General features: G+C 68.5%; 23 protein-coding genes. 8 read left to right on the plus strand and 15 right to left on the minus strand.

The genetic code is table 11. From position 1 onward, the window contains the following. Positions 1–33: 33 nt before the first annotated feature. From E0H45_RS28675 to hemW, 3 genes are all read right to left on the minus strand, one after another. Positions 34–1,386 (minus strand): M60 family metallopeptidase, encoded by a 1,353-nt coding sequence (locus E0H45_RS28675; RefSeq protein ID WP_131343005.1) that lies wholly within the window; start codon positions 1,384–1,386, stop codon positions 34–36. An 80-nt stretch (positions 1,387–1,466) separates the two neighbouring features. Then, positions 1,467–3,839, minus strand: a complete 2,373-nt coding sequence (locus E0H45_RS28680) for a polysaccharide lyase 8 family protein (protein ID WP_131343007.1) — start codon at positions 3,837–3,839, stop codon at positions 1,467–1,469. Positions 3,840–3,933: 94 nt separating this feature from the next. Further along, positions 3,934–5,145 (minus strand): radical SAM family heme chaperone HemW, encoded by a 1,212-nt coding sequence (gene hemW, locus E0H45_RS28685; RefSeq protein ID WP_131343009.1) that lies wholly within the window; start codon positions 5,143–5,145, stop codon positions 3,934–3,936. A gap of 182 nt (positions 5,146–5,327) precedes the next feature. Between hemW and E0H45_RS28690 the strand changes: the two genes are divergently transcribed. From E0H45_RS28690 to E0H45_RS28700, 3 genes are all read left to right on the plus strand, one after another. Continuing rightward, positions 5,328–7,340 (plus strand): MDR family MFS transporter, encoded by a 2,013-nt coding sequence (locus E0H45_RS28690; RefSeq protein WP_131343011.1) that lies wholly within the window; start codon positions 5,328–5,330, stop codon positions 7,338–7,340. Between the two features lie 157 nt (positions 7,341–7,497). Beyond that, positions 7,498–8,373: an alpha/beta fold hydrolase gene (locus E0H45_RS28695; RefSeq protein ID WP_165546619.1), complete on the plus strand. Its 876-nt coding sequence runs from the start codon at positions 7,498–7,500 to the stop codon at positions 8,371–8,373. Beyond that, positions 8,370–9,047 (plus strand): IMP cyclohydrolase, encoded by a 678-nt coding sequence (locus tag E0H45_RS28700; RefSeq protein ID WP_131343015.1) that lies wholly within the window; start codon positions 8,370–8,372, stop codon positions 9,045–9,047. The genes E0H45_RS28695 and E0H45_RS28700 overlap by 4 nt, the downstream gene beginning before the upstream one ends. 1 nt (position 9,048) lies before the next feature. Here the strand turns inward: E0H45_RS28700 and E0H45_RS28705 are convergent, their stop codons facing one another. After that, a complete protein-coding gene (locus E0H45_RS28705) occupies positions 9,049–10,884 on the minus strand; it encodes an AMP-dependent synthetase/ligase (RefSeq protein ID WP_131343017.1) in 1,836 nt (611 codons plus the stop codon). 108 nt (positions 10,885–10,992) lie between these two features. Here E0H45_RS28705 and E0H45_RS28710 point away from each other — a divergent pair, with 108 nt between their 5' ends. Further along, positions 10,993–12,588: a peptide-N4-asparagine amidase gene (locus tag E0H45_RS28710; RefSeq protein ID WP_131343019.1), complete on the plus strand. Its 1,596-nt coding sequence runs from the start codon at positions 10,993–10,995 to the stop codon at positions 12,586–12,588. 106 nt (positions 12,589–12,694) lie between these two features. On the opposite strand, the gene E0H45_RS28715 is transcribed toward E0H45_RS28710, so the two are convergent. The 5 genes from E0H45_RS28715 to E0H45_RS42605 all read right to left on the minus strand — a co-directional run bounded on the left by E0H45_RS28715 (position 12,695) and on the right by E0H45_RS42605 (position 15,552). Further along, complete coding sequence (locus tag E0H45_RS28715) at positions 12,695–13,720, minus strand: aspartate-semialdehyde dehydrogenase (RefSeq protein ID WP_420323346.1); 1,026 nt, start codon at positions 13,718–13,720, stop codon at positions 12,695–12,697. 181 nt (positions 13,721–13,901) lie between these two features. Then, complete coding sequence (locus E0H45_RS28720; RefSeq protein WP_131343021.1) at positions 13,902–14,087, minus strand: tautomerase family protein; 186 nt, start codon at positions 14,085–14,087, stop codon at positions 13,902–13,904. Positions 14,088–14,140: 53 nt separating this feature from the next. Next, the gene (locus E0H45_RS28725; RefSeq protein WP_238155409.1) at positions 14,141–14,902 is read right to left on the minus strand and encodes a sodium:solute symporter family transporter; all 762 of its coding nucleotides are present in this window, start codon (positions 14,900–14,902) and stop codon (positions 14,141–14,143) included. Between the two features lie 92 nt (positions 14,903–14,994). After that, positions 14,995–15,315, minus strand: a complete 321-nt coding sequence (locus tag E0H45_RS28730) for a hypothetical protein (RefSeq protein WP_131343023.1) — start codon at positions 15,313–15,315, stop codon at positions 14,995–14,997. A 63-nt stretch (positions 15,316–15,378) separates the two neighbouring features. Then, positions 15,379–15,552 (minus strand): hypothetical protein, encoded by a 174-nt coding sequence (locus E0H45_RS42605; RefSeq protein ID WP_165546620.1) that lies wholly within the window; start codon positions 15,550–15,552, stop codon positions 15,379–15,381. A 150-nt stretch (positions 15,553–15,702) separates the two neighbouring features. On the opposite strand from E0H45_RS42605, the gene kduI reads away from it, so the two are divergent. The 3 genes from kduI to E0H45_RS28745 are packed head-to-tail and all read left to right on the plus strand — an operon-like array spanning position 15,703 to position 18,055. Then, positions 15,703–16,527, plus strand: a complete 825-nt coding sequence (gene kduI / locus E0H45_RS28735) for a 5-dehydro-4-deoxy-D-glucuronate isomerase (RefSeq protein ID WP_238155344.1) — start codon at positions 15,703–15,705, stop codon at positions 16,525–16,527. Next, complete coding sequence (locus E0H45_RS28740) at positions 16,524–17,279, plus strand: SDR family oxidoreductase (protein ID WP_131343025.1); 756 nt, start codon at positions 16,524–16,526, stop codon at positions 17,277–17,279. The genes kduI and E0H45_RS28740 overlap by 4 nt, the downstream gene beginning before the upstream one ends. Positions 17,280–17,299: 20 nt before the next feature. Next, a complete protein-coding gene (locus E0H45_RS28745; protein ID WP_131343027.1) occupies positions 17,300–18,055 on the plus strand; it encodes an IclR family transcriptional regulator in 756 nt (251 codons plus the stop codon). On the opposite strand, the gene E0H45_RS28750 is transcribed toward E0H45_RS28745, so the two are convergent. The 6 genes from E0H45_RS28750 to lepA all read right to left on the minus strand — a co-directional run bounded on the left by E0H45_RS28750 (position 18,034) and on the right by lepA (position 24,936). After that, entirely contained in the window at positions 18,034–19,266 is a 1,233-nt protein-coding gene (locus E0H45_RS28750; protein ID WP_131343029.1) for an MFS transporter, read from the minus strand. The genes E0H45_RS28745 and E0H45_RS28750 overlap by 22 nt on opposite strands. Before the next feature lie 175 nt (positions 19,267–19,441). Next, positions 19,442–20,068, minus strand: a complete 627-nt coding sequence (locus E0H45_RS28755) for an MOSC domain-containing protein (RefSeq protein ID WP_131343031.1) — start codon at positions 20,066–20,068, stop codon at positions 19,442–19,444. A 40-nt stretch (positions 20,069–20,108) separates the two neighbouring features. Beyond that, the gene (locus E0H45_RS28760) at positions 20,109–21,494 is read right to left on the minus strand and encodes an MFS transporter (protein WP_131343033.1); all 1,386 of its coding nucleotides are present in this window, start codon (positions 21,492–21,494) and stop codon (positions 20,109–20,111) included. Beyond that, positions 21,491–22,069 carry a TetR/AcrR family transcriptional regulator gene (locus tag E0H45_RS28765; RefSeq protein ID WP_202872543.1) on the minus strand — a complete coding sequence of 193 codons (579 nt, stop codon included), beginning with the start codon at positions 22,067–22,069 and terminating at the stop codon, positions 21,491–21,493. Before E0H45_RS28765 ends, E0H45_RS28760 begins: the two co-directional genes overlap by 4 nt. A 68-nt stretch (positions 22,070–22,137) precedes the next feature. Further along, positions 22,138–23,046, minus strand: coding sequence for an aminoglycoside phosphotransferase family protein (locus tag E0H45_RS28770; RefSeq protein ID WP_131343035.1), 909 nt, complete (start codon positions 23,044–23,046; stop codon positions 22,138–22,140). Then, complete coding sequence (gene lepA, locus E0H45_RS28775) at positions 23,047–24,936, minus strand: translation elongation factor 4 (RefSeq protein WP_202872544.1); 1,890 nt, start codon at positions 24,934–24,936, stop codon at positions 23,047–23,049. 104 nt (positions 24,937–25,040) lie between these two features. Here lepA and E0H45_RS28780 point away from each other — a divergent pair, with 104 nt between their 5' ends. Beyond that, positions 25,041–25,955, plus strand: coding sequence for a phosphotransferase family protein (locus E0H45_RS28780; protein WP_131343037.1), 915 nt, complete (start codon positions 25,041–25,043; stop codon positions 25,953–25,955). The last annotated feature ends 10 nt before the right edge of the window (positions 25,956–25,965 follow it).

Genomic DNA, 25,965 nt, shown 5'->3' on the forward strand with positions numbered 1-25,965 from the left:
ACCTCGACCCGGTGGGTGCCTTCGTCCTTTTGGCTACTGTCGGATTGTTGACGGGTCGACGGGCGGCGGGGTCAGGTGCAGGGCGGTGATCTGAGCAGTCGCCTCAGCGTCGACGGGAACACCCCAGGCGCGGAAGAAGTCGCTCAGGTCGTGGCCGGCGGTGCGGCTGGAGAGAACGACGAGGTTGCGCAGCCGCAGTACCTCGTCGGTGTAGTCGCTCGCGTACGGGCGCTCGACCCGGACGAGCTTGTGCAGGTTCGGCCAGAAGCTGTCGCCGAACGCCAGCCGGAGCTGCTCGAACATCACCAGCTTCTCGTACGGGTCGAACGTCGTGCCGTAGTTCACGCCCGGCGTCCGCAGCTTGCCGGGAGCGCTCTGCCACGGGGTGAGCCCGGTCTTCGCGTCCGGTGCGTGCAGCCTCGGCTGCTGACCGTACTTCGTGGCGAAGACCGCGTTCACCGCGAGCGAGTAGATGTTGACCGTCACCTCGGTCAGCGAACTCGGCTTGTAGGTGATCTGCTGATGCTGGTGGCCGAGCTCGTGGTAGATGCCCCAGCCGCGCGTCCGCAGAGCCGCGACCGTCAGCATCCGATCCTGGATCGGCGGCGGGAACGACATGTGGCCGTGGGTCGCGTACGCCCCGACGCCGGTGATCGCGGACGGGTACCCGACGAAGTGGTAACGGTGCGCCAGACGGGCGTGCTCCGGCGCGGATCCGTCGTACCCGCTGGTGGCGTCCTCGATCCGGATGATGTCCTCGTACGTGGACAGCAGGTCGGTGTGGTTCTCGGTCCGATACGTCAGGGCCGAGGCACGCTCGACGGTGATCATCGCGTGCGGGCTCAGAAGTTCGACGTACGGCGTCGTGCGCTCGTCGAGCCGGCGCTGGAAGTCGGCCTCGCCGGTGCGGCCGAGGACGAAGTACGGCATCGGCTGCGCCTCCTCGCCGATCGTGACCTTCGCCTGGCCGGTCTCGCCGATCAGCTTGAGGTAGACGACGCCACCGCCGGCGTCGGTGACGGTGTTGCGGCCGACCTGGAGCGGGTAGTCGCGCGGCGACTTGAACTCCTTGCGCGCGTCGGCGTCGGGTGCGCCGATCACGAGCGTCGGCGCCAGACTCCCGGCGTGGACGACCACATTGAGGGCGGTGTCCGCGGGCAGATAGAAGCCGGTGGAGCGGAGCTCGCTGGCGCTCAGCGAGTTCTGCGTGCGGTCGAGCTCGGTCGTGCGCGCCGACGGCAACGCGGGGATGGTGAAGGTGTACGTGGTCTGCGCTCTCGCCACCGCTGGTACGGCGGCCAGCGCGAGACCGGCTCCGGCTACTTGAAGGACACGTCGCCTGGTGAGCTGCCCCGCGAACTGTTGCGGGCGGGCGTGCGGCATCATCGAACAACCTCCTGGTTGAACTTGCCAGCACCCGGCGACCCGGCCGGCGCGGCTTGCCGACCCCGGTTGCTTGCGGAAACTCAGTTGAAGGACACGGTGTGGGTGGCGCCCTTCGTGCCACCGACGGCGACGTCCAGCACCAGCTGTTTGCCGGTAGCAACTACCGTGACGGCCGGATCCTTGGCGATCACGCCGCCGACCTGACGGTCGATCGTCAGCCGGACGGTTTGCGCGGTCCGGCTCGGATCGGACACGGCGACAGTCGTCGTCCGGCCTTCGCTGCCGATCACCACGGACGCGGGCCCGTCACTGGCCACCGATCGCCGCCCGTCGGTCACCTCGGACACGGAACCGGCTGTCCAGAAGTTGACCAGGAGCAGGTTCTCCCGGTGGGACCGGATCGCTTGGACATTCGGATTGTTGACAAGCACGGTCATCCCCGGATCGGCCGCGCGCTCGGCCGTCTGCCGGCTGGTCGCGTTGGGCAACACGACGTACGCGTAGTCCCCGGTCTCGGTCCCGTGTTCCAGGATGAGCTTGGCGTAGCGGCGGGTGTACGGCGTCGTCGAGCCCGCCGTGTCGTTGCCGATGTTGATCTCGGACCACGATCCGGTGCGGTCCTCGCGCTGGATCCTGAGTTGCCCTCCACTGGGGAACACGTAGCCGGCGACGCCCTCCAGGTGCGCCCACTGCGGGTCGTCGTAGGTCCGGTCTGTTGCTGCGCTGCCGTCGAGCAGCAGCGCGGCCGTCCCGTCCTCGTGGAGATTCCGATTGTCGACAATCGTCTCGACCGGAAACCCGTCGGTGCCGGTGATTCCGGCGCCGAGGGCAACGATCGACTCGCGGAGGCAGAACCAGGACTTCCTTGCCTGCAAGGACTTGTCGTGGTTGATCAGGTGCATGCCGACCGCACCGGCGATGTTCTTGTACGACGCTCCACCGACCCAATCGGCGTACGCCGCGACTGTGCCGGTGCCGCTCCCGGAGCCGCCCGGCTGGCGGGGTTGCGTACTGACCGTCGTACCAGGCATGCGTTGCGCGTCGACCGTCGGCCAGTACGCGTCGTTGAACTGGGACTGGTCGCGGTTGTAGAGGTACGTCATGCCGTCGCCGACGTACCAGCCGCGGAGGTTCTCGCCGTTGCCCCACTCGTAGCGCGCCATCCGCTTCGACGACATCGCGATCGCGAACGTCCAGCCCGGGCGGCGGTGCACGACGCGGTCCTGGTTGTAGAACTGGAAGTGCCGCGGGACAGCCGGTGCCGGGACGGCGCCGCTGTCGTCGAGCAGCGCCTTCGCCCGGGAGATCTCCGGGATCGACGCGCCCGGGAGGTAGTCGTTGAGGCGGTCGCGGGTGATCCAGCCCTTGGCCAGCGCCTTGTAGCGCGAGGCATACGGCTCAGCGACGCCGCTCGCGAGGAGCAGGACGGTCGACGTGGTGCCGTGGCCGTTGCGATGGTCGCCGGCCCGCTCGCGGGAGATCGCGCGGCCGGAGACGCCGTCCATCATCAGACCGTCGACGACGAAGGGCGCGAAGCTCGCGTCGACCGCGTCCAGGAGTACGGCGCGGTTCGGGTCGGCGATCTCCCAGGTGGAGCCGCCGAGCAGGGCGATCAGGTTCGCGACCCCGCCGAGCGCGACGTTGCCGTACGTTCCGACGTACGCGAGGTTGCCGTGCTGGACGAACGAGCCGTCGCGGTAGAAGCCGTCGCCGCTCGTGACATAGGTGAAGACGCTGTTCTTGCCGGCCTCGGCGACGTCGCTGAGGGCGTCGCGGGCGGCGGCCAGCTTGTCGGCCGACTTTCCGACGATGCCGCGGAGCGCGACGATCAGCGCCTTGTCGACGCGGTTGGCGCCGGTCTCGCGGAGCGTGGGCGAGTTGGTACGCCGGTTCGGGTCCGGGACGAACCGGTCGACGGCCGTCAGGTACTTGGTGATCTGCTCAGCGGACAGGACGTCGTACGCGAGGACGCAGGTGTCGAGGAGGGCCCGCGGCGCACCGATCTCCCAGAACCACCAGTTCCCGGTCTCTTTGAGCGTCTCGTTGTAGGCGTTCGCGTTGAGGAAGTCGAGGGCGCCGCTCAACAGTTCGCCGGTCTGCGCAGTGCCTGTGGTCGCGCGTGCGAGCGCGATCGTCTTCAGGCGCGTATAGCTGATCGAGAAGTTCCCACTCGTCGAACTGAGCGGCAGATCCGGCCAGAGCGCCGTCCGGTCGGCCGCCGTGATCATCGTGTCGGCGTACTGCTGCGCCTGCGTGCTCAGGTTGGCGAGTGCATCGGCGTACGCCGGATCGGCCGTGTCGATCGCCCCGCCGGTGTTGAGCTCGGCCCAGCGTGAGCGGAGTACGTCGTACTCGTCCTCGGCGAACGCACGGGTGGGTAACCCGAGCGTGCTGAGCGCGCCGGCGGCGAGCCCGGCCTGAAGCAACAGCCGTCGACGGATGAAGGGCGGCATCGCGACTCCTCGAACGGTAGTAAACGCTTACCGCCAAGACTGCCGTCTGCTCATAACAGTCGTCAACAGGTGACTGTGATCAGTTGTGATCACTTCACGGGAGCAGGTCCCGGACCACCGCATCGGCCAGCAACCGCCCGCGGTCGGTCAGCACGAGCCGGTCGCCGGACACCACGACCAGCCCGTCGGCCATCACCTGGTCCAGTGCGGCGCGACCGGGCTCGTCGAGCACGTCCAGCGGCAGACCTGCCGACAACCTGACCTCGAGCAGCACCCGCTCGACGCGCCGGGTCTCCTCATCGAGGGTCTCCCGCGCGTGCGCCGGGCTCTCGCCGGCGTTGATGCGCTCGGCGTACGCGCTCGGATGCTTGACGTTCCACCAGCGCACCCCGCCGACATGGCTGTGCGCGCCCGGCCCGATCCCCCACCAGGTGTCGCCACGCCAGTACAGCTCGTTGTGCCGGCAGCGCGCCGCCGTACTGCGGGCCCAGTTGGACACCTCGTACCACCGCAGCCCCTCGGCCGACAGCAGCTCGTCGGCCAGCACGTACTTGTCGGCCAGGTCGTCGTCGTCCGGCATCGGCAGCTCACCGCGCCGGATCCGCCGCGCGAGCTGCGTGCCGTCCTCGATGATCAACGCATACGCGCTGACATGGTCCGGCTGCGCCGACAACGCCGACTCGAGCGACGCCCGCCAGTCGTCGAGCGACTCCCCCGGCGTCCCGTAGATGAGGTCCAGGTTCACATGCTCGAACCCGGCCGCGGTCGCTTCCTTGACGGCCTGCAACGCGCGTCCCGGCGTGTGCTGCCGGTCGAGAATCCGCAGTACGTGCGACGACGCGCTCTGCATCCCGAAACTCACCCGGGTGAATCCCACCTCCAGCAATGCCTCGAGGTACGCCGGGTCCACCGACTCCGGATTCGCCTCGGTCGTCACCTCCGCACCAGGCGCGAGACCGAACTCGTCCCGCACCGCGGCCAGCATCTTCCCCAGATCGGCGGCCGGCAGCAGGGTCGGCGTACCGCCCCCGAAGAACACCGTGTCGACCGGACGGTCCAGATCCCCCAGCACCCGCCGTGCCATCCGGACCTCGTCAACTGCGGTCTCGGCGTACGACGCCTGCGAACCGCCGCCGCCCAACTCCTTGGCGGTGTAGGTGTTGAAGTCGCAGTACCCGCACCGCGACGCACAGAACGGCACGTGCAGGTAGAACCCCAACGGCCGCCCGGCAGCCTCCCGGACAGCAGCATCCGGCAACGCCCCATCCCTGGGCGCAACCTCCCCCTCAGGCAATGTCGACGGCACGCCCCCATCGTACGGACCAACGGGTAGTGGTCGGCCACACGCAGCCCGACCCAACGCTCGCAGCGCTCGCCGCCGCCTCGACAACCCGACCACTACCCGTCCGTCGGTACGCCGAGGATTTCTTCACGGGATCGCCGCGGTTCTGTCGTGGCGGAGTGTGCCCATCCGATTACATTCGGCTCATGGAGACCGAGGCTCAGCCTGTCGGACGTGCCACCCGGAACGCGGTCGTGGTGGCGATCATGCTCGGAATGTTGCTCGCGGCCCTCGATCAGACGATCGTCGCGACCGCGCTGCCGACCATCGTCAGCGACCTCGGCGGCGCCAACCATCTGTCCTGGGTGGTCACGTCGTACCTGCTCGCCGAGACGATCATGACCGCGCTGATCGGGAAGTTCGGCGACCTGTACGGGCGCAAGCCGATGTTCCTGATCAGCGTCGTCCTGTTCCTCGGCGGCTCCGCGCTCTGCGGGATGGCCGACTCGATGCTGTGGCTGGTCGGCTCCCGCGCGATCCAGGGTCTCGGCGCAGGCGGGCTGATGGTCACCGCGATGGCGGTGATCGCGGACGTCGTACCGCTGAGCGAGCGCGGGAAGTACCAGGGCCTGATGGGCTCGGTCTTCGGGGTGGCGACCGTCGCCGGGCCGCTGCTCGGTGGACTGTTCGTCGACCACCTGAGCTGGCGCTGGGCGTTCTACGTCAACCTGCCACTCGGGATCATCGTCCTGGCCGTCGCATCCGTGGCACTGCCGTCGGTGAAGGCGCCGGTCGGGCCGAAGATCGACTATCTCGGCATCCTGTTCATCGGGCTCGCCGCGACCGGGCTGACGCTGGTGACCACGTGGGGCGGCAACGAGTACGCCTGGACGTCCACGGTCATCATCGCGATGGCGGCCGGGTCGGTGCTCGCGCTCGTCCTGTTCGTGCTGGTGGAACAACGGGCCGCGGAACCCCTGCTGCCGTTGCGGTTGTTCCGGTCCAGCGTGTTCACGGTGTGTGCGTTGATGAGTTTCATCATCGGGTTCGCGATGCTGGGCGGGATCACGTATCTGCCGACGTACCTGCAGTTCGTCCACGGCGCGTCTGCGACCGAGTCCGGGCTTCAGATGCTGCCGTTGATGGGCGGACTCCTGGTGGCCTCGGTGCTGGTCGGCCAGACCATCAGCAAGACCGGCCGCTACCGGCTGTTCCCGATCCTCGGGACGATCCTGATCGGCGCCGGCCTCTTTCTGCTGTCGCTCCTCGACAACCAGACGTCGTACGTCGAGACCGCCGGGTTCATGGTCGTCCTGGGACTGGGCGTGGGGCTCTGCATGCCGGTACCGACCGTGGTCGTGCAGAGTACGGTCGACTACTCGGACCTCGGCGTCGCGACCTCCGGCGTGAGCTTCCTGCGGACGATGGGCAGCTCCTTCGGCGTCGCGGTCTTCGGCTCGATCTACGCACATCAGTTGCCGGAGAAGCTCGGCGTCGCGGCCCAGACGGCGCAGGTCGATCCCCGCGTCGCGACAACGGTTGAAGGCGTCCGGTCCCTTCCCGACGCGGCGCGCCCTGTCATCACCGCGGCGTACGCCGACTCGCTCCATGTCGTGTTTCTCTGGGCGGTTCCGGTCGCCGGACTGGGCTTCCTGACCGCCCTACTACTGAAGGAGGTCCCGCTCCGCGACACCGCGCGGATGGCCGCCTCGGATGTGGGCGAGAACTTCGGGGCACCGGCGTCGTTCGACTCCGAACACGAACTGCAGAAGCTGGCCGCCCTCGTCGTACAGCATCACAAGCGCAACCCGGCACCCGAAGTACTCGCCGAGTCGGGCATTCCGCTGAGCGCCGCACAGGCCTGGATGATCATGCGCGTCTTCCGCGGCGGCGCCGAGTCCGGCTCCGCCACCCTGGCCGAGATCACCGGCGACCTCCGCGTCCCACCCGGCGCCTTCGAACCGCTCGCCACCCAACTGGTTGCCGACGGCTACCTGTCCGAAACCCTCGGCCACTACCGCTTCACCACCCTCGGCCTGGAGATGTTCCAGCGCTTCGTCGGCGCGTTCCGCATCTGGATGCTGCACCGCCTGACCGACTGGGACCCGGAGAACTCCGAGGCTTTCTCGCACGCCGTGGACCGCATCGCCGAACAAATGATCGACCAAGGCCAATCCCTCACCACCGGCAAACACGCCGCCCTGACCCCCACCGCCTGAAGCAGGCCATCGGGTGTGAGCCCAACCGCCGGGGTCAGTGAACAAGCTATTGCCTGTGCTCAGCCTCCATCGGTGGTTCACAGACCCCGCGCCTACCACCACCGACGCCTCCCGCCACAGTCCGCCGGCGGAACCACGCACGCGTATGCTCGCCGCCATGTTGAGCGATGGGGTGCGGACGGTTGTTGCTGGTGGGGTTGAGCATTGGGTGCGGGTGGCTGGGGCGGGGGACGGTGGGGTGCCGTTGGTCCTGGTGCACGGTGGGCCTGGGGAGAGTTCGTACTCGATCGAGCGGTCCGTAGGGGACGAGGTCGCGAAGCTGGCGCCGGTGGTGTTCTACGACCAGCGCGGGTGCGGGCGTTCGGCGCGTCCGGACGATGCGTCGACGTACATGATGGAGCGTCTGGTCGCGGATCTCGAGGAGTTGCGTACGGCGCTGGGCGTCGAGCGGATCGTGCCGTGGGGCGTGTCCTTCGGGTGCTTGCTGGCCGCGGAGTACGCCGTTGCTCACAGCAACCATGTGGACGGGCTGATCCTGCAGGCGCCACCGATCACCGATCCGCTGCACCCGGGACTGTGGACGATGCGGCCGGGTGCCGTCGACCCGTTCCTCACGCCTGACGAGCGGACGGCGCTCCGCGCACAGCTCGACGGCGTCACGGATCCGATCGAGCGTACGGTCGCCGCGCTCGGGGCGATCGCGGGGAGCGCTAACGCGGCCCGGTTCTTCTACCACGACCCCGCGAACATCCCGTCCGACGACGAGAACGCGCCCGGGTCCAACCCGGAGATGGCGATGGCGCTGGTCGGCAACGAACGCGTGGAGCTCGCCGACGATCTCGCCGACCTCGACGTACCCGTCCTGATCCTCGCCGGCCTCTGGGACCGCCACGTCGGCTTCGACATGCCCCGCGACCTCGCGACCCGGTTGCCGCGGGCGACGCTCGAGATCTTCGACCGCTCGGCGCACTCCATCGACGAGGAACAGCCCGGCGAGTACGTCGAGGCGATCCGCAGGTTCCTGGCCCGATGAGCCTCATCGAATCGGTCGAGTACCCGGGCCGCGGCCTCGCCATCGGCCGTGACGTGGACGGCGTCCCGTTCTTCACTTACTGGCTGACCGGCCGCTCCCCCGCGTCCCAGGCCCGCGAACTCGTCGTCCACGACCGCGAGATCGTTGTCCGCGACACCTCCGGCGGCCCGGTCGACGACCTGCGCCACTACACGGCGGCGACCCGCGGAGACGACTGGGTCATCGTCGGCAACGGCACCCAGGTCGGTGAACTGACCGCCGCCCGCGAGCAGCTACCCGATCTCCAGCTCGCCCTGCGACACCTGACCTACGAACCCGACCCACCGATCCGCACCCCGCGCATCACCGCAAGCGCCACGGTCACCGGCACAGACCTGACGGAGGTCGTGATCGGCTCCGCCCGCGCGTACGACGGTGCGCCCGAGCTCACCGAGCACCCGTCGCTCTACGTGGCCCGCATCCCACCGGGCACAGCCCTCACCACGACGACGTACGCCGGCACCGCGTCCGACATCATCACCAACGGCCGACCCGCGACGGTCGCCGTTCCGGACGCCTGGTCGACGATCAGCGACGCGCTCTGGAGCATCCTCACCCCGTCGCTGCGCGTCGCGATCGTGACGGTCCGGCTCGACCAGACAACGTTTGCGGACGTCCGCACGAACTCCCGCTGACCTACTCGTACATCTTGTCGAGTACGTCGGCGTACTGGGCTTCCACGTGTTTGCGTTTGAGTTTGAGGCTCGGGGTCATCTCGCCCGACTCGACGGTGAGGTCGCGGTCGAGGACGGTGAACTTCTTGATGGTCTCCCAGCGGTTGAGGCCGGCGTTGAGTTCGTCGACGTACCCCTGGACCATCGCGTGTGCGGCGTCCGACGTGACGATCTCGGCGTACGGCTTGCCGGCCAGGCCGTTCGCGGCGGCCCAGCCCTCGATCGCGTCCGGGTCGAGGGTGACCAACGCGGAGACGAAGTTGCGCAGGTTGCCGTGCACGATGAACTGGCTCGCATACGGGCAGATCGTCTTGAAGCGGCCCTCGATCACCTGCGGCGCGACGTACTTGCCGCCGGAGGTCTTGAACAGGTCCTTCTTGCGGTCCGTGATGAACAGGTACTCGTCCTCGAAGTGCCCGATGTCGCCGGTGTGGAACCAGCCGTCGGCGCCGAGCACCTCGGCGGTCTGCTCGGGCTGGTTGTGGTACCCGCTCATCACCCCGTCGCCCTTGATCAGGATCTCCCCGTCCTCGGCGATCTTGAACTGGGTCCCGGGGAACGCCGGCCCGACGCTCCCCAGCCGGTACTGCGTCGGCCGGTTCAGCGTCGATCCCGCCGACGTCTCCGACAACCCGTACCCCTCGAGGATCAGCAGCCCAGCAGCGTGGAACCACTCCGCCAGCGACTTGTCGAGCGCGGCCGACCCGGACACGAAGAACCGGATCCGTCCGCCGAAGCGCGCCCGGATCTTCGACAGCACGAGCTTGTCGGCCGCCGCGTACTGCGCGCCCAGCAACCCGCCCGGCTCCTTGCCGGCCTGCCGCAGGGCCGAGACCTTGGCACCCACGCCGAACGCCCAGTCGAACAGCTTGGCCTTCGCCCCGCCCTCGGACTGGATCATCGTCACGATCCGCCCGTGCGCCTTCTCGAAGATCCGCGGCGCCGCCGCCATGAAGGTCGGCTGGACGACAGCCGCATTGTCGACAATCTTGTCGATCCGTCCGTCGACCGCGGTCGCGAACCCGAGCTGGAACTGTACGGCGAGCAGCACCTGGCCGAACACGTGCGACAACGGCAGCCACAGGAACTGCAGGTCGTCCGGAGAGAGCACCCGCATCCCCTCGACCGCGGCGCCCTCGTACGTCCACACCGAGTGCGGCAGCCGGACCCCCTTCGGGCGTCCCGTCGTACCGGACGTGTAGATCAACGTGCACAGGTCGCCCGGCTTAATGCCTGCAATCCGATCGTCGACAATCGACGGATGCTCGGCCAGGTACACGTCGCCGAGGATGTCGAGCTCGCCGAGCCCGATCACCCAGTCGCCATCGCTCTCCTCCGGCGTCCCGTCGAGCAAGACGACCTTGCGCAGTGACGGCGTCTCGGTGCGGTGCTGGCGGAGCTTGTCCACCTGCTCCGCGTCCTCGGCGAACACCACCTGGACGTCCGCATCGGCCACGATGAACGCCACGTCGGACGAGATCGTCGACGGGTAGATCGTGGTGGTCGCGGCGGCGGCCAGTACGGCGGCCACGTAGCACTCGATCCACTCGATCCGGGTGCTGGACGCGACGGCGACCCGCTGCTCCGGCTCCACACCGAGGGCGATCAGGCCGGCGGCGCGCCGGCGGGTCAGCGCCTCGGTCTCCCTCCAGGTCACCGACTTCCATTGCTCCCCGCGCGGGAACCGGAAGGCCTCCCGCTCAGGCGTCGCCGCCACCCGGTCCAGGAACATCTGGGCCATGGTGTCCTTGCGGTTGCTGAGAAGCGCGAGCTGGCCGGAATCGGCGACAGGCTTCATAACTGGCCTCCGTAGGGGGTCAAGTGACTGGAGGGTAATCGCTGGGCACCGTGCCTGACCATGGCACTCGCTTGCCCACCTGCACCTTCTCCATTACGTTTCCGCAACATGCGCATACGGTCGGTGGCTCTCGTCTCACTATCCGTTCTACTCCTCGCCCTCGGCGCTCCGGCCCACGCGGTGACCCCGCCGGCGGAGTTCGGGTCGGACTACGACGACCCGCGGACCCCCGCGCCGAAGGTCGCCGTACCGGACACCAGGCACTGCGAGGTGCAGATCGTCCGGAACCAGTTCCGCAACTTCGACCCGTACCAGGCGACCTACACGCCGCCGGCCGCCTGTGCAGGTCCGTGGTCCAAGGTCGTGCTGCGGATGCACGGCGAGGTGAAGGGCGTCCAGTACGACCGCCTCGGGCACATCACGATCGGCGGCGTCGGCGTCTTCCGTACGTCGACCCCGGAGCCGAGCGCGGACGGTATCGCGTGGGACGTCGAGAAGGACGTCACGTCGTACAGCCCGCTCCTGCGGACGTCGCAACCCGTCGTGATGGAGCTCGGCAACGTCGTCGACGACACGTATACCGGTGTCCTCGACATCACCGTCACGCTCGACTTCTACACGACCGATCGCCACACCCCGGCTGCCCGGACCGCTGACGACGTACTCCCCCTGCAGAACCAGACGCGCCAGGACTCCGACCTGATCGGTACGGCGACCCTGCCCCGCAACACGACCCGTCTCCTCGGCGAGGTGTACGTCACCGGATCCGGCGGCGGCTGCGAGGAGTTCTGGGACACGTCCGCGCCGGCCGAGACCGGGTACTCGTGCCCGGACGGATCGCCGTACCGCGAGGTCGACGTCAGCATCGACGGCAAACTCGCCGGGATCGCGCTGCCGTACCCGTACATCTACACGGGCGGCTGGTCGAACCCGTACTCGTGGCGCCCGTCCCCCGCACCGCGCGCGTTCGACATCAGGCCCTTGACCTACGACCTCACGCCGTTCGCCGGACTGCTCACCGACGGCAAGCCGCATGAGTTCCGCGTCCACGTCGACGGCGTACCAGCCGGCCAATCCGGGTGGTTCACGGTCCCGAACCTGCACGTGTGGACCGACGCCCACCGCGCGCAGACGACCGGCGGCCTCACGTCGTACGCCGTCAGCCCGCTGGCGAAGACCGACGACGTGACCGGAGCACCGAACGAGGCCGGCTCCGTCACCACGAACGCGTCTCGCAACCTCACGATCAGCGGGTACGTCGACACCTCGGCCGGCCGCGTCCGTACGAGCGTCCAACGCACGCTGAGCAATGTCTCGAAGCACACCTGGGACGCTGGTGAGTCCCGCGACGCGCTGGACGCGAACTGGCGCGATACCGCGACGACGATCAGCAACGGCCGCGTCGAGCGCACCGACCTCGACTACGGCAAGAACGGCGTACTCACCTTCTTGCCCAACGCAACGGTCCCCGGCGGGTACGACGTCGTCACGGACCTGAAGATCCACGACACGATCCGCACACCGGCCAGGACCAGCACCGAGACGTACGACGGCCGCGCGTCCTGGATCTACGGCGTACCGCGAGACCAGCGGCACGCAACCGGAACCCAAACCGTCCGCTTCCGCGCCATCGGCCACGGCTGCTACGACCACACCCTGACCGCAGTCAACGGCGTGTACACCAAGGACTTCTACCGCTGCTGAGGTACCGAAGAACGGGTAGTGGTCGGCCCCGGCGGCGCGACTGCAGCGAGCCGCCGCGCGAGGTGGGCGCGTTGGAGTGAGGACTACCCGTTCTTCGGTACGCAGATCAGCGTTGGGCGAGGAGCTCCGCGATCTGGACGGCGTTCAGGGCGGCGCCCTTGCGGAGGTTGTCGTTCGAGACGAACAGGATGAGTCCGCGGTTGCCTGGGACGGACTGGTCCTGGCGGATGCGACCGACGTACGACGGGTCCTGGCCGGCCGCGAGCAGCGGGGTCGGGAGGTCCGTGACGGTGACGCCCGGTGCGGCGCCGAGGATCTCGGTGGCGCGCTCCGGGGTGATCGGCTCGGCGAACTCGGCGTGGATGCTGAGCGAGTGGCCGGTGAAGACCGGGACCCGGACGCAGGTGCCGGCGACCGGCAGGTCCGGGAGGTGCAGGATCTTCCGGCTCTCGTTGCGGAGCTTCTGCTCCTCGTCGGTCTCACCGGTGCCGTCGGCAACGATCGAGCCGGCCAGCGGGAGCACGTTGAAGGCGATCGGCCCGGCGTACACCTTGGGCTCGGGGAGGGTGATGCCGTCGGCGCCGCGGGCGAGCTTTCCACCCACCTCGGCCAACGAGCGGGCCTGGTCCTCGAGCTCGCTCACGCCGACGCCGCCGGAGCCGGAGACAGCCTGGTAGGTCGAGACGACGAGGCGGGTCAGACCGGCTTCCCGGTGCAGCGGGGCCAGCACCGGCATCGCGGCCATGGTCGTGCAGTTCGGGTTGGCGACGATGCCCTTCGGGATCGTGTCGAGGTCCTCTGGATTCACCTCGGACACCACCAACGGCACGTCCGGGTCCATCCGCCAGCCGGACGAGTTGTCGACGACGACGGCACCGGCCGCCGCGACCTTCGGGGCGAGCTCCTTCGACGCCGTCTTCCCGTTGGAGAACAAGGCGAGCTCGAGCCCGGAGAAGTCCGCCGTCGCCGAGTCCTCGACGACAACCTCCCGGTCCCCGAACGCCAGCTTCTTCCCCGCCGACCGGGCCGAGGCGAAGAACCGCACCTCGTCCACCGGGAAGTTGCGCTCAACCAGCAACTCCCGCATCACGCCGCCGACCTGACCCGTAGCACCGAACACACCAACTCGCATGCCGATCACCCTAACGGCCCACCCCAGGACCCCACCCTCAATTCCACGATCCGGCACCCACCCCGCCCGAATCGCCGACCTTGAGCACCCACCAACCATTCCGGGGGCGCGAAAACGGTTGGTGGGTGCCCAAAGACGCGCGGGGCGGGGCGGGGCGGGGTGGGGCGGGCGCGGTGGTGGATCAGACGTCCGAGGCGAGGGTTCCGCCGTTGGCCACGTCCGTCTTCTCGATCTCGGTGAAGACGATGCGGACGGCTTCGCGCTTGGCGCCGAGGATGGCGATCGCGGAGTCGGTGACAGCGGCGACGAACTCGCGACGCTGGTCGAGGGTGCGGCCGGAGAGGAGTTCGACGGTGATGTTCGGCATAGGGGCCTTCTCCTAGAGTGGACGGTTCCGTGACGTGGGACAGTGTTTCAGATTCAGGCCAGGGCCGCCGACTGGCGGGTGGTGACCTCGTCGGGGTCGGTGTTCAGCGAGTCGACCAGGTCGTCGACGTCCGCGCGGTTCTCCGGCGCCAGCAGGCCGAGTCCGACGTACACCACCAAGGAAGTTGCCAACGGCAACGCCACGACCAGGGTGGTGTCGGTTGAACCCACGCCCCACTTGACGATCGCCCAGACGATCAGGCCGATCGCCCACGACGCCAGCGCCGCCCGCGGCCCGCTGCGCCGGAACCACGGCAGCAGCCCGAGCATCAGCAGGATCGCGATCGGTCCCATCGTCGCGGCGACCAGGTCGACGACGATCTTCAGTACGACGCCCTCACCGTTCGTGGCGATCGCGATCAGCATGCTCACCGTGACGAACGTGAACGTGACGATCCGCGCCATCTTCAACGCCGCCGCGTCGGTCAGCTGCCGGACGCGCGGCACCAGCACCGGCGCCAGGTCCCGCGTGATCACCGACGAGATCGCGTTCGCATCGGACGCCACCATCGCCATCGTGTGCGAGAAGAACCCGGCCAGCACCAGCCCGATCAGTCCGGTCGGCAGGAGCAGTTGCGCGAGAGCGACGTACGACTGCTCGGGCTTCCCCGGATGCACCAGCAGCGGCGCCGCACACATCGGGATGAACAGGATCAACGGCCAGACCAGCCACAGCGCAGAGGAGAGCAGGGCGGATTTCTTCGCGGCGGACCCGGTCGGCGCGGCCGTGGAGAGCCGCGCCGCCAGGTCCCGCATCTTCACGCCGAGTTGTACTCGAACGTCTTGTTGACGTCCTCCCGTCGCCCGAAAGCGAGGGATTTCAACCCTTGCGGGTTGAGGTTCGCGGTTCACGGCCGTGCCCGACTGCGCAAGAAGGCTCCCCGCACTGCCACGGCCCGTCCGGCCGCGGTTGTGGCTGGTCCTGCATCTGCCGGCTGCTTGGCTATCGCAACCGGCGAGAACACTACCCAACGCAACCGACAGAACACGAATGCGGCGATCGCGACCCACTTCGACGCGATGTCGACGACCTTCAGCGCGGCGCCGAGGCCCGCGAACGCGACGAACATGACGGCGCTCAGGGTGGGGCTGATGGTCCAGCGCCGTAGCGAGGAGGTGCTCGGTGCGGTGCCTCGGCGTGCGGGGGCGAAGGTCTCGATGCGGAGCATCGTGGCCTTTGCACCCGTGCGCCGAGGTGCCGTGCCGAGTGCCCCGCAGTAGGCGATGGACCATCAGCCCCACCCTTGGCCGGACATGTGGTGCGAGATACCGGACAACCACCAGGGAATCCGGCCTCCGGTCGTGAAGTAGTCCACGACCGTTTTGATCTTGGTGCGCGACCAGATTCCGATCAGCACCATCAACACGAAGTAGCCGACCAGGACCGACCAGTCCAGAGCGGTCATCGGGATCCTCCCAGGGGCGTTGGGCGAGTGACTGGAAGGTTCCATTGACCAGAACCGTGTGTCAAGAGACGGAACCTGGAACATTTCCAGCCTCAGTTCCAAGGCTCGACCGCGATTGACAGGCGGTTCTGCTGAGTAGAACCTAGTTCCGTGACTCTGCAGATCAGGCACGCCACCCATCCCGAGCAGCTGCCCGGCTTCGACACGGCCGCGCTGCGCCGCCATTACCTGGTGGACGACCTCTTCGTCCCCGGCGCCGTCACCGCGGTGCTCACCCACCACGACCGGATCGTGCTCGCCGGCGCCCGCCCGACAGACGGGCCGCTGACGCTCGGCACCTACCCCGAACTGCGCAGCGAGTTCTTCCTCGAACGCCGCGAGGCCGGCATCGTCAACGTCGGCGGACCCGGCACGGTCACCGCCGACGGAACGAAGTACGAGCTGACCACCGGTGCCTGCCTGTACGTCGGACGCGGCGTTCGCGACGTGGTCTTCGAAGGACCCGAGTCGGCGTTCTACGTCTTCTCCGCGCCGGCGCACACCAGCTTCCCGACCGCGCAGGTCAACCCCGGCGAGGGCAACCGCCTCGAGCTCGGCGATCAGCAGACCGCGAACCGCCGGACGATCGACCAGTTCATCCACGCGGACGGCGTACAGAGCTGCCAGGTCGTCCTCGGCGTGACGACGCTGCACGCGGGGAGCACCTGGAACACGATGCCCGCGCACACCCACGACCGCCGTACCGAGTGCTACCTGTACTTCGGGCTCCCGGAGACCGAGCGGATCGTGCACCTGCTCGGCGAGCCCGAGGAGACCCGGCACCTGCTGGTCGCGGACCGTCAGGCGATCATCTCCCCCAGTTGGTCGATCCACTCCGGCTGCGGCACGTCGTCGTACAGCTTCGTCTGGGCGATGGCCGGCGAGAACCAGGCGTTCGGCGACATGGACGGTGTCGACGTACGGGACCTGCGGTGACGCTCTTCAGTCTCGAAGGACGTACGGCGCTTGTCACCGGAGCGCGACGTGGGATCGGCGCGGCCATCGCCGCCGGGTACGCCGCTGCCGGTGCCGAGCTGATCCTGATGGCTCGCGACGCCGCGCTCGAGGACACGCTCGAGGCGATCAAGCAGAACGGCGGCGGCGACGCGTCCGTGGTGATCGCCGACTTCGCCGACCCAGCCGCGGTCGAGGCGGCCGCTGTCCAGCTGGCTCGGGAACGCCGGATCGACATCCTGGTCAACAACGCCGGCACGATCCGGCGGGCGCCGGCGGCCGAGACCACGACCGCGGACTGGCAGCACGTGATCGACGTGAACCTGAACTCCACGTGGGCGGTGACGCGCCCGATCGGGGCCTCGATGGCGGAACGGCGTACCGGGAAGATCGTCACGATCGCGTCGTTGCTGAGCTTCCAGGGCGGGATCACCGTCCCGGCGTACACCGCGAGCAAGCATGCGGTGGCGGGGCTGACCCGGGCGCTGGCCAACGAGTGGGGACCGGCCGGAGTCCAGGTGAACGCGATCGCGCCCGGGTACATCAGCACCGACAACACCACGGAGCTCCGCGCGGACCCGGAGCGGGAGGCCACGATCCGGCAGCGCATCCCGGCCGGCCGCTGGGGACAGCCGGAGGACGTCGTCGGAGCCGCTGTGTTCCTCGCGTCGTCGGCGGCGGACTATGTCAACGGGCACGTGCTCGCCGTCGACGGTGGCTGGCTGGCGAGGTGAGGAGTGGCAGGATGTCCGACATGAGTTCGCCCTCGGCCATCGACAAGACGTTGATGGTGCTGGACGCCGTACTGGAGCATTCGCGGTTCACCGACGTGGTGAACGCGACCGGCCTGGCCAAGTCGACCGTGCACCGGATCATGGCGTCGCTCGTCGAACACGAGTTCGTCACGCAGTCCGACGCCGGGTCGTACCACCCGGGGCCGAAGGCGCTCCGGCTGGCCGGTCACGCACTCACGAACGTCGACCTCGCCACCGTGGCTCGCCCGGTGCTCGCGGACCTCGTCGCGCAGACGCGGTGCACGGTCCACGTCGGACTGCTGAACGGTGACGAGGCGATCTACGTCGCGCGGCTCGACGGCCCGAAGCCGTACCGGATGCCCTCACGAGTCGGCAAGGCGATCTGGCTGCACTGCACCGGCATCGGCAAGGCACTGCTCGCGGAGAAGGACGACGAGGCGCTCGACGTCCACATCACCCGGACCGGTCTGCCCGCGCGCACTCCCCTGACGCACACGTCGGCGGCCGCACTGAAGGCCGATCTCGCCCAGACAAGGTCCCGCGGCTACGCGCTCGACGACGAGGAGAACGAGCCCGGCATCCGCTGCGTCGCCGCGGTCATCCACGACCACACCGGCGCCGCGATCGCCGCGGTCAGCATCTCCACGCTCTCACTGGAACAGTCGATCGCCCAGGTCGCGCTGATGGCACCGGCCGCCATCGAAGCCGCCCGCAAGATCTCCGCAGCCCTCGGCTACCGCGAACCCACGACCTGACCCACCACCTGGCCGGCCGCCTGACGCGCCGCGGCCCAGCGTACGACCGGGACCGACAGGATGCCGACGACGGCGAACCAGACGCCGAGGATGATCCAGCCGGGGACGCCCAGGCCGAGTGGGAGCAGGGCGAGGACTGTCGGCGCGACCATGCTGCTGATCGACATGCTGGTGTTCCAGACGCCCTGGTACTGCCCCTGGGCGTGGTCTGGCGCCAGGTCGAAGCTGAGCAGGAACGACCCCGAGGACTGCAGCAGTTCGGCGATCACCTGAACCAGAGCACCGACGGCGAGCAGACCGACCGCGATCGCTGCGTTGCCCCAGGTCGCGCCGGCCATCAGGACCATCGATGCCAACAGCAACAACCCCGCGGTACGGGTGGCGCGGGCGGCCGTCGTCGGGTCGGCGATGCCGCGCGACGAGCGCACCTGGAACAGCGAGACGACCACGGTGTTGATGATCAGCAGCAGCGCCACCGTCCAGCGCGGCGCGTCCGTGTGATCAACCACCCAGAGCGGGATCGCCACATCGAGTACGGCGAAGTGGATGCTCATGCCCGCGTTGAGCGCGGCGACCGCGAGGTACGCACGATCGCGCAACGCGATCCACACCGGCCCGTCGTCGTCGTGGGGTTGTGGCGCCACCCGCGGGATCGCCAGTACGACGAACGCCGCGACGCTGCTGAGCACGGCGTCGAGCACGAACATCAGGCGGTACGCCGTACCCGTGTCGAAATGCAGCGCGAACGCGCCAATGCCCGCGCCGGCCATGATGCCGATGTTCGTGACGGCCCGTAGGTACGCGCGGGCCGCGACCCGGCCGGCGCCGTGCGTGACGGCGGCGATCAACGCGGCGCGGACGGCTCCGGCGCCGCGGTCGATCATCGTCAGCACGATGCTCACGACCAGGAACTGCCAGAAGTTGTGGACGAACAGGTAGACCAGCGAGAGCGCGCACACCATCAGGCTCAGTACGACGAACAACCCGCGAGGTCCGCGACGATCCGCCAGGTGCCCGAGCGGTACGGCGGACAGCAGCCCGAACAACCCGGCCACCGTAAGACCGAGCCCGACCTGCGCGATCGACAGCCCGATGATGCGGTTGAAGTACAGCACGCTGACCGTCATCAGTAGCCCATTACCGACCCGACTCAGCAGCGTCGCCAACGCCAACGGCCGCAACGGCCCCGCCTCCGGAAGCACCCCCGTCACCACACCCGCTCCTCTCCCCGCATTTCCCTGGCAGACCCAGCAATTTGCTTGGCAGACCCAGCAATTTGCTTGGCAGACCCAGCAAATTGGGGGTTATTGACCCGTGAAACGGGTGTGCAACCCCGCATTTGCTGGGTCTGCCAGTCAAATGCGGGTTGGCGGGTCGACGGGGGGCTCACTCGCGGGACAGGACGCGGTGTGCGGTGTCGCGGAGTTCGTCCATCAGGTCTACGCCGGAGTCGAGCATGCGCCGGAGCTTCGCGGGATCCTGCGGGCTGAACATCTCCGCGATGGTGACCTCGTGATCCGGGCGGCTGAGGATCTGGATCGGGTCGCCGGCGCCGATCGTGCCTTCGCGCAGCACCTTCAGGTAGGCGCCGGGGCAGCCGGCCTGGTGGAAGCGTTTGACCCAGTGCGGTTCCTGCATGCGGTGCTGGAACGTGATGCACGGGATGCGCGGCGCGCGGACCATCACCTCGACCTCGTCGCCGATCCGCCACACCTCACCGAGCAGCGCGCCGCTGATGTCGAGCCCCTCGGTCCGCAGGTTCTCGCCGAACAGACCGGTCGGGATGTCGCGGCCGAGCTCGGCGGCCCACCAGTTGGCGTCCTCCTCGGCGTACGCGTAGAGCGCGAGATCCGGACCACCGTGGTTCTTGGTGTCACAGACCCGGTCGCCGGCGAGACCGAGCTCGCCGACCCGGACCCGGCCGGGCTGCGGGCGCTTGTCGATCGCGGTGAGTCCCGTCTCCTTCGGACCCGGGATCAGCTTCTCCACCACATTGACCGTCAACAACCGCATACCGGCATCTTCTCCCGGCAGCGGCGTGGGATCCACCCGTTTAAGCGCGCTTGAGCGGGAGCACGGCGATGATCAGGAGGGTGGCCGCGGTGGCGGCGGCTCCGATCCAGGCGGCCGCGCCGTACCCGGACTCGCGGGGGAAGACGCCCGTCGTGTGAGTCGCCAGGATCAGGCCGCCGAGTGCGCTGCCCGTGGAGAAGCCGACGCTCCGGACGACGGCGTTCACGCTCATCGCGCTCGCGGTCTCGGCGGCCGGCGTCACCGCCAGGATGACGACCGGCATCGCGGCCGAGAACGCGCCGACGCCGAATCCGAGGATGCCGATAGCAAGGATCGGTTCGACCAGGTGTGACCGGGCGAGTGCGAAGAGTACGAACGCGGCGAGAACCACCGCAGTACTTGCTGCTAGCAACAACCTGGCGCCGAGGCGGTCGCGCCAGGCCGGGATCATCCGGCCGGCGACGAAGCCGAGGAGCGAGAACGGGACCAGGACGAGGCCGGCCTGGAACGTGTTCAGGCCGAAGCCGTAGCCGGCCGCCGCGGGTGTCTGCACGTAGCGGGTGATCAGGCTGAAGAGCAGGTACATGCCGACGCCGCCGGTGAGCATCACGAGATTGGCGGCGGCCACCGCGGGATGCCGGAGGAGTTTGATGTCGACAAGCGGACTCTCGGTGCGGACCTCGAGGAAGGTCCAGCCGATCAGGAGCATTAGTGCGGCAACGAGGATCGCGACGGCCAGGCCTGCGTGGTGGCGCCAGAGCCCCGTGTCACCAATGACGAGAAGGAGGGCCGGCAGCGCGATCGCGAGCAGGATCGCGCCGCGGATGTCGAGACGGGACGACGGCCGGTCCGGGGCCTGCGGTAGGGCGAAGACGGCCGCGGCGAAGGCGGCTACGGTGATCGCGAGGCCGAGTCCGTACGCCGCGCGAACGCCGGCGACGTCGGTGAGCAGGCCCGACAACGGGTAGCCGATCCCGATGCCCGCAGTCGAGGCGACGGACAGCAGCGCGATCGTCCGCGCGGCCCGCTGCTCGTCCAGGTGGTCCCGCGCGATCGCCATCATCAGCACGACCAGCCCGATTCCGGAGCCCTGCAGCGCCCGGCCGACGAGCAGGAACGCGAACGGCAACAGGATCACCGTCAGCAGACTGCCGACGACCTCCACCGCGAGGATCACCAGTACGACGGTGCGCCGCCGCGGGCCGGACCCGAGCCGCCCGAGCACTGGCGTCGCCACAGCACCCGCCAGCAACGCGATCGTCAGCGTCCACTGCGAGGCCGCGAGCGAAACGTCGTACTCCTCGGCGACCGCCGTGATCAACGGAGCGCCGAGACTCCCGATCACCGCCCCGACCAGTCCGACGAAGACCAAGAACCGCGCGAGCATCCCCGGAGCCCGCACCAGGCTGCTCTGTTTCGTGCTCATCGGTTGGTATCGGTGGTGATGTGGGCGAAGAGGCCTGGTTTGATGCGGGTTCTCGCCTGGTGGGACCACGGTTCGTCGACCTGCGGTAGATCCAGGGCGGCGTTCGTGTTGAGAAGCATGCCGAAGGCAAGGAACGCCTTGACCGTGACCGGGTCCAGTTGCGCGGTGTCGGCGACGGACTGCCACAACCGCGCGAAGCTCGCCCGTACGGCGTCCCGCACCTCACCGTCACCCGCTGCCGCCGCGGCCGTGCCCTGCAACTGCAGCAGCAGCGTGGTGCGGTCGGCGAGCATGTCGTTGTACTCCTGCCCCATCGCCGCCAGCGCCTCGACCCCGCTCGCCCCACCGGCAGCCGCGACCATCGCCAGCCGCATCCGCTCGAACGCGGCGTCCACGCACTCCAGGAACAACAACTTCTTCGTCCCGAACAACCGGAACACGTACGCCTGCGTGATCCCGGCCCGCCGCGCGATCGTCTCGGTCGAAGCGCCGTACAACCCCGCGGCCGCGAACTCCTCCTCAGCGATCCCGAGGACCTGCTCGCGCCGCTCCTGCCCGCTCATCCGTGTCGGCATACCGCCGAAGTTAGTAGGTAGTAACTACTAACTTCAAGCCGGTGTCTGCTACCTCACGTCGATCGGGGTCAGTCCTGGATGGCCTTGACGATGGCGATGTTGCGGGTCAGCCAGTCCTGGGGCAGGGACTCGTCGGTGCTGGTGGACTCCAGGGTCCAGAGGACGTTGAGCATCTGCCGGACGATCACCCAGGCGCGGGCGCGGCCCTCGTCGAAGCCGGCTGCGTCGATCGTGGTCCAGAACCGTTGCCGGACCGCGAAGCGCAGGTCGTGGGCGGCCTCCACCTCGTCCCACCGGTTCCAGATCAGGGGCGCGACCTCGAAGTGCGGGTCGCCGGACAGCGGTTTCGGGTCGATCACCAGCCACGATTCACGGTCCGCGGCGAGCATGTTCTCGTAGTGCAGGTCGGTGTGGATCAGCCGGCCGTCGGTCGCTGGGTCGGCGATGAAGTCCTCGGCCAGCGAGATCGCCTGCTCGACGTACCGGTGCGGCACCGGCGCCGACGCGGGCAATTGCCGGAACCGCTCCACCCAGCGCTTCAGTTCCCCGGACAGCGTCCGGTACTGCGGCCCCGCCGGAACATGCAGCCGCTTGTAGGTGCCGCCAACGATCTCGCAGGCATCCAGCGCGTCGATCGTCGTCAGGTCCCGCGGCTCCAGGCGTTCGAGCAGTAGCGCGAACCGGCGCGGGTCTGCGCGCAGCAGTTGTACGGCGCCGTTGCCGGCCCAGGTCCGCAGCGCCAGGTGCTCGGTCTCCGCCTCCCAGTGCGGGAACTGCACCTTCAGCACGGCCCGCTTCCCCTGCGCAAGCACCGGTACGACGATCGCGCAGTTCCCGTACGCCGCCGTACCGTCAACGCGCAGATCCCACTCGTCGAGGAGATCCCGCATCAGCCGCGGCAGCCGATCCAGCCAATCCGCCCAGTCCGGCCCACGCGAGGCAACGACGAGCAGACCTTCAGGAATCTGGACAGGCACCTACTTCTTGCCGGCCTTCTCGCCGGTGTCCGTGGTGCGGAGGGCGGCGATGAAGGCCTCTTGCGGGACCTCGACGCGGCCGACCATCTTCATCCGCTTCTTGCCTTCCTTCTGCTTCTCGAGCAGCTTGCGCTTCCGGGTGATGTCACCGCCGTAGCACTTGGCCAGCACGTCCTTGCGCATCGCGCGAATCGACTCGCGGGCGATGATCCGGGACCCGATCGCGGCCTGGATCGGCACCTCGAACTGCTGCCTCGGGATCAGTTCCTTCAGCTTGCCGGCCAGCGCGACACCGTAGGAGTAGGCGTTGTCGCGGTGCACGATCGCCGAGAAGGCGTCGACCGTCTCGCCCTGCAGCAGGATGTCCACCTTGACCAGCGCCGCCGACTGCTCGCCGGTCGGCTCGTAGTCGAGGGAGGCGTAGCCCTTGGTCTTCGACTTCAGCTGGTCGAAGAAGTCGAAGACGATCTCGGCCAGCGGCAGGGTGTAGCGGAGCTCGACCCGGTCCTCGGACAGATAGTCCATGCCGCCGAGGTTGCCGCGCTTGGTCTGGCAGAGGTCCATGATGACGCCGATGTAGTCCTTGGGACTCAGGATCGTCGCCTTCACCACCGGCTCGTAGATGTCGGCGATCTTGCCCTCGGGGAACTCGCTCGGGTTGGTGACGACGAATTCCTTGCCGTCCTCCATCTCGACCCGGTAGACCACGTTCGGCGCGGTCGAGATCAGCGCGAGGTCGAACTCGCGCTCGAGCCGCTCGCGGACGATCTCCATGTGCAGCAGTCCCAGGAAGCCGCAGCGGAACCCGAACCCGAGCGCCCCCGACGTCTCCGGCTCGTACTGCAGGGCCGCGTCGTTCAGCTGCAGCCGCTCGAGCGCGTCGCGCAGCGTCGGATAGTCGTCGCCGTCGATCGGGAACAGCCCGGAGTACACCATCGGCTGCGGGTGCTTGTAGCCGCCGAGCGGCTCGGTCGCGCCGTGGACGGACGCGGTGACGGTGTCACCGACCCGGGACTGGCGGACATCCTTCACTCCGGTGATCAGGTAACCGACCTCGCCCACGCCGATACTCGGCGTCTTCATCGGCTCCGGGGAGATCACGCCGACCTCGAGCATCTCGTGCACCGCGCCGGTCGACATCATCTTGATCCGGTCCCGGTGCGTCAGCTCGCCGTCGACCACCCGGACGTAGGTGACCACGCCGCGGTACGTGTCGTAGACCGAGTCGAAGATCAGCGCCCGCGGCGGCGCGTCCTTCACGCCCTTCGGCGGCTCCACCTGCGCGACGATCTCGCTGAGCAGCTCCTCGACGCCCTCACCGGTCTTCGCGGACACCTTGAGCACGTCGGACGGGTCGCATCCGATGATGTGGGCGAGCTCCGCGGCGTACTTCTCCGGCTGTGCGCTCGGCAGGTCGATCTTGTTCAGCACCGGGATGATGTGCAGGTCGGCGTTCAGCGCGAGGTAGAGGTTCGCCAGCGTCTGCGCCTCGATCCCCTGCGCGGCGTCGACCAGCAGGACGGCGCCTTCACAGGCCTCGAGCGACCGCGAGACCTCGTACGTGAAGTCGACGTGGCCCGGCGTGTCGATCATGTTCAGGATGTACGTCGTACCGTCCGGGGCCAGCAGGCCACCCGGGGAGTCCGGGCGGGGCTCGAACGGGAGCCGGACCGCCTGCGACTTGATCGTGATGCCGCGCTCGCGCTCGATGTCCATCCGGTCCAGGTACTGGGCCCGCATCGAGCGGTCGTCGACCACCCCGGTGATCTGCAGCATCCGGTCGGCCAGCGTCGATTTGCCGTGGTCGATGTGAGCGATGATGCAGAAGTTCCGGATCAGCGACGGGTCGGTACGACCCGGCTGCGGCACTTTCGTGGGGCCAACGGGCACGGAGGGGTCCAGTTCTGGTCTCGAAGGGTATATCCGGTCAATCATCCCACGTGGGTCCAGCGGATTCGAAAATCACTGGCGCAGGCCCGCTAGCGTGGTGACGCATGGCGCATGCTGCTGGGGTCCGGTTGCCCTTCGAGAAGCTGCCCGCCGCGGTGCGGGCCTGGGTGGAGCGTTCGCTCGGGTCCGTCGTGGTGTCGGCGGTCACCCAGCAGGGCGGCTTCTCCCCCGGCGTTGCGGCCCGCCTGGTGACCGCCTCCGGCCGCCGGGCGTTCGTCAAGACCGTCGGTACGGCGCTCAACCCGAAGACGCCGGAGCTGTTCCGCCAGGAGATCACCGCGATGCAGGGGATCGGCACAGTCCCGATGGCGCCGGTCCTCCTCGACGTGTACGACGACGGCGACTGGGTCGGGATGCTCTTCGAGGACATCGAGGGGCGACTTCCCGCGCACCCGTGGGAGCAGGCTGACGCCGACCGAGTGCTGGGCGCACTGGTGGAGCTGACCGACGCGCTGGACCCGTCACCGTGGCCGGACGCACCTGTCGCGGCTGTGCGGAGCAGGGAGTTCCTGAGCCGGTGGGACAAGGTGCTGGAGGACGGTCTCGACGTACCTTCCTGGATGGAGGGCCGGGTGGAGGAGTTCGCGGAGCTGGCGCGGACCGGCATCAAGGCACTCGCCGAGGGGAAGGCACTGGCGCACTGGGACCTGCGGGCGGACAACATCATCCTGACCGACGACCGTGTGGTGTTCATCGACTGGGCGCACCCGGCGCTGGCACCGCGCTGGGCGGACACGGTCATCCTGTACGCCGAGATGCGCGGCTCGGTCACGCTCCCGGAGCTGCCGGACTCTTCGGACGCCGAGGCAATCACGGCGTTCATCGCGGCGATCGGTGGCGGGTTGTGGTGGGGTGCGGCGCAGCCGGCGCCACCCGGGCTACCGACGGTTCGGACGTGGCAGCGCGAGAGCGCTCTGGTGCACCTGGACTGGGTGCGCGAACGCACGCAGCGTTTCTGAGCGACGCGCG

The sequence above is a fragment of the Kribbella soli genome, assembly GCF_004331345.1.
GTDB classification, from domain to species: domain Bacteria; phylum Actinomycetota; class Actinomycetes; order Propionibacteriales; family Kribbellaceae; genus Kribbella; species Kribbella soli.

Bases quoted from the DNA above. Each gene is read 5' to 3' on its own strand.
- E0H45_RS28695 (WP_165546619.1), top strand. From the start codon at position 7,498: ATGTTGAGCGATGGGGTGCGGACGGTTGTTGCTGGTGGGGTTGAGCAT.
- E0H45_RS28680 (WP_131343007.1), bottom strand. From the start codon at position 3,839: ATGCCGCCCTTCATCCGTCGACGGCTGTTGCTTCAGGCCGGGCTCGCC.
- E0H45_RS28765 (WP_202872543.1), bottom strand. From the start codon at position 22,069: ATGCCGACACGGATGAGCGGGCAGGAGCGGCGCGAGCAGGTCCTCGGG.
- E0H45_RS28760 (WP_131343033.1), bottom strand. From the start codon at position 21,494: ATGAGCACGAAACAGAGCAGCCTGGTGCGGGCTCCGGGGATGCTCGCG.
- E0H45_RS28720 (WP_131343021.1), bottom strand. From the start codon at position 14,087: ATGCCGAACATCACCGTCGAACTCCTCTCCGGCCGCACCCTCGACCAG.
- E0H45_RS28690 (WP_131343011.1), top strand. From the start codon at position 5,328: ATGGAGACCGAGGCTCAGCCTGTCGGACGTGCCACCCGGAACGCGGTC.
- E0H45_RS42605 (WP_165546620.1), bottom strand. From the start codon at position 15,552: ATGACCGCTCTGGACTGGTCGGTCCTGGTCGGCTACTTCGTGTTGATG.
- E0H45_RS28745 (WP_131343027.1), top strand. From the start codon at position 17,300: ATGAGTTCGCCCTCGGCCATCGACAAGACGTTGATGGTGCTGGACGCC.
- E0H45_RS28700 (WP_131343015.1), top strand. From the start codon at position 8,370: ATGAGCCTCATCGAATCGGTCGAGTACCCGGGCCGCGGCCTCGCCATC.
- E0H45_RS28725 (WP_238155409.1), bottom strand. From the start codon at position 14,902: ATGCGGGACCTGGCGGCGCGGCTCTCCACGGCCGCGCCGACCGGGTCC.
- E0H45_RS28710 (WP_131343019.1), top strand. From the start codon at position 10,993: ATGCGCATACGGTCGGTGGCTCTCGTCTCACTATCCGTTCTACTCCTC.
- E0H45_RS28705 (WP_131343017.1), bottom strand. From the start codon at position 10,884: ATGAAGCCTGTCGCCGATTCCGGCCAGCTCGCGCTTCTCAGCAACCGC.
- E0H45_RS28675 (WP_131343005.1), bottom strand. From the start codon at position 1,386: ATGATGCCGCACGCCCGCCCGCAACAGTTCGCGGGGCAGCTCACCAGG.
- E0H45_RS28730 (WP_131343023.1), bottom strand. From the start codon at position 15,315: ATGCTCCGCATCGAGACCTTCGCCCCCGCACGCCGAGGCACCGCACCG.
- E0H45_RS28755 (WP_131343031.1), bottom strand. From the start codon at position 20,068: ATGCGGTTGTTGACGGTCAATGTGGTGGAGAAGCTGATCCCGGGTCCG.
- E0H45_RS28780 (WP_131343037.1), top strand. From the start codon at position 25,041: ATGGCGCATGCTGCTGGGGTCCGGTTGCCCTTCGAGAAGCTGCCCGCC.
- E0H45_RS28715 (WP_420323346.1), bottom strand. From the start codon at position 13,720: ATGCGAGTTGGTGTGTTCGGTGCTACGGGTCAGGTCGGCGGCGTGATG.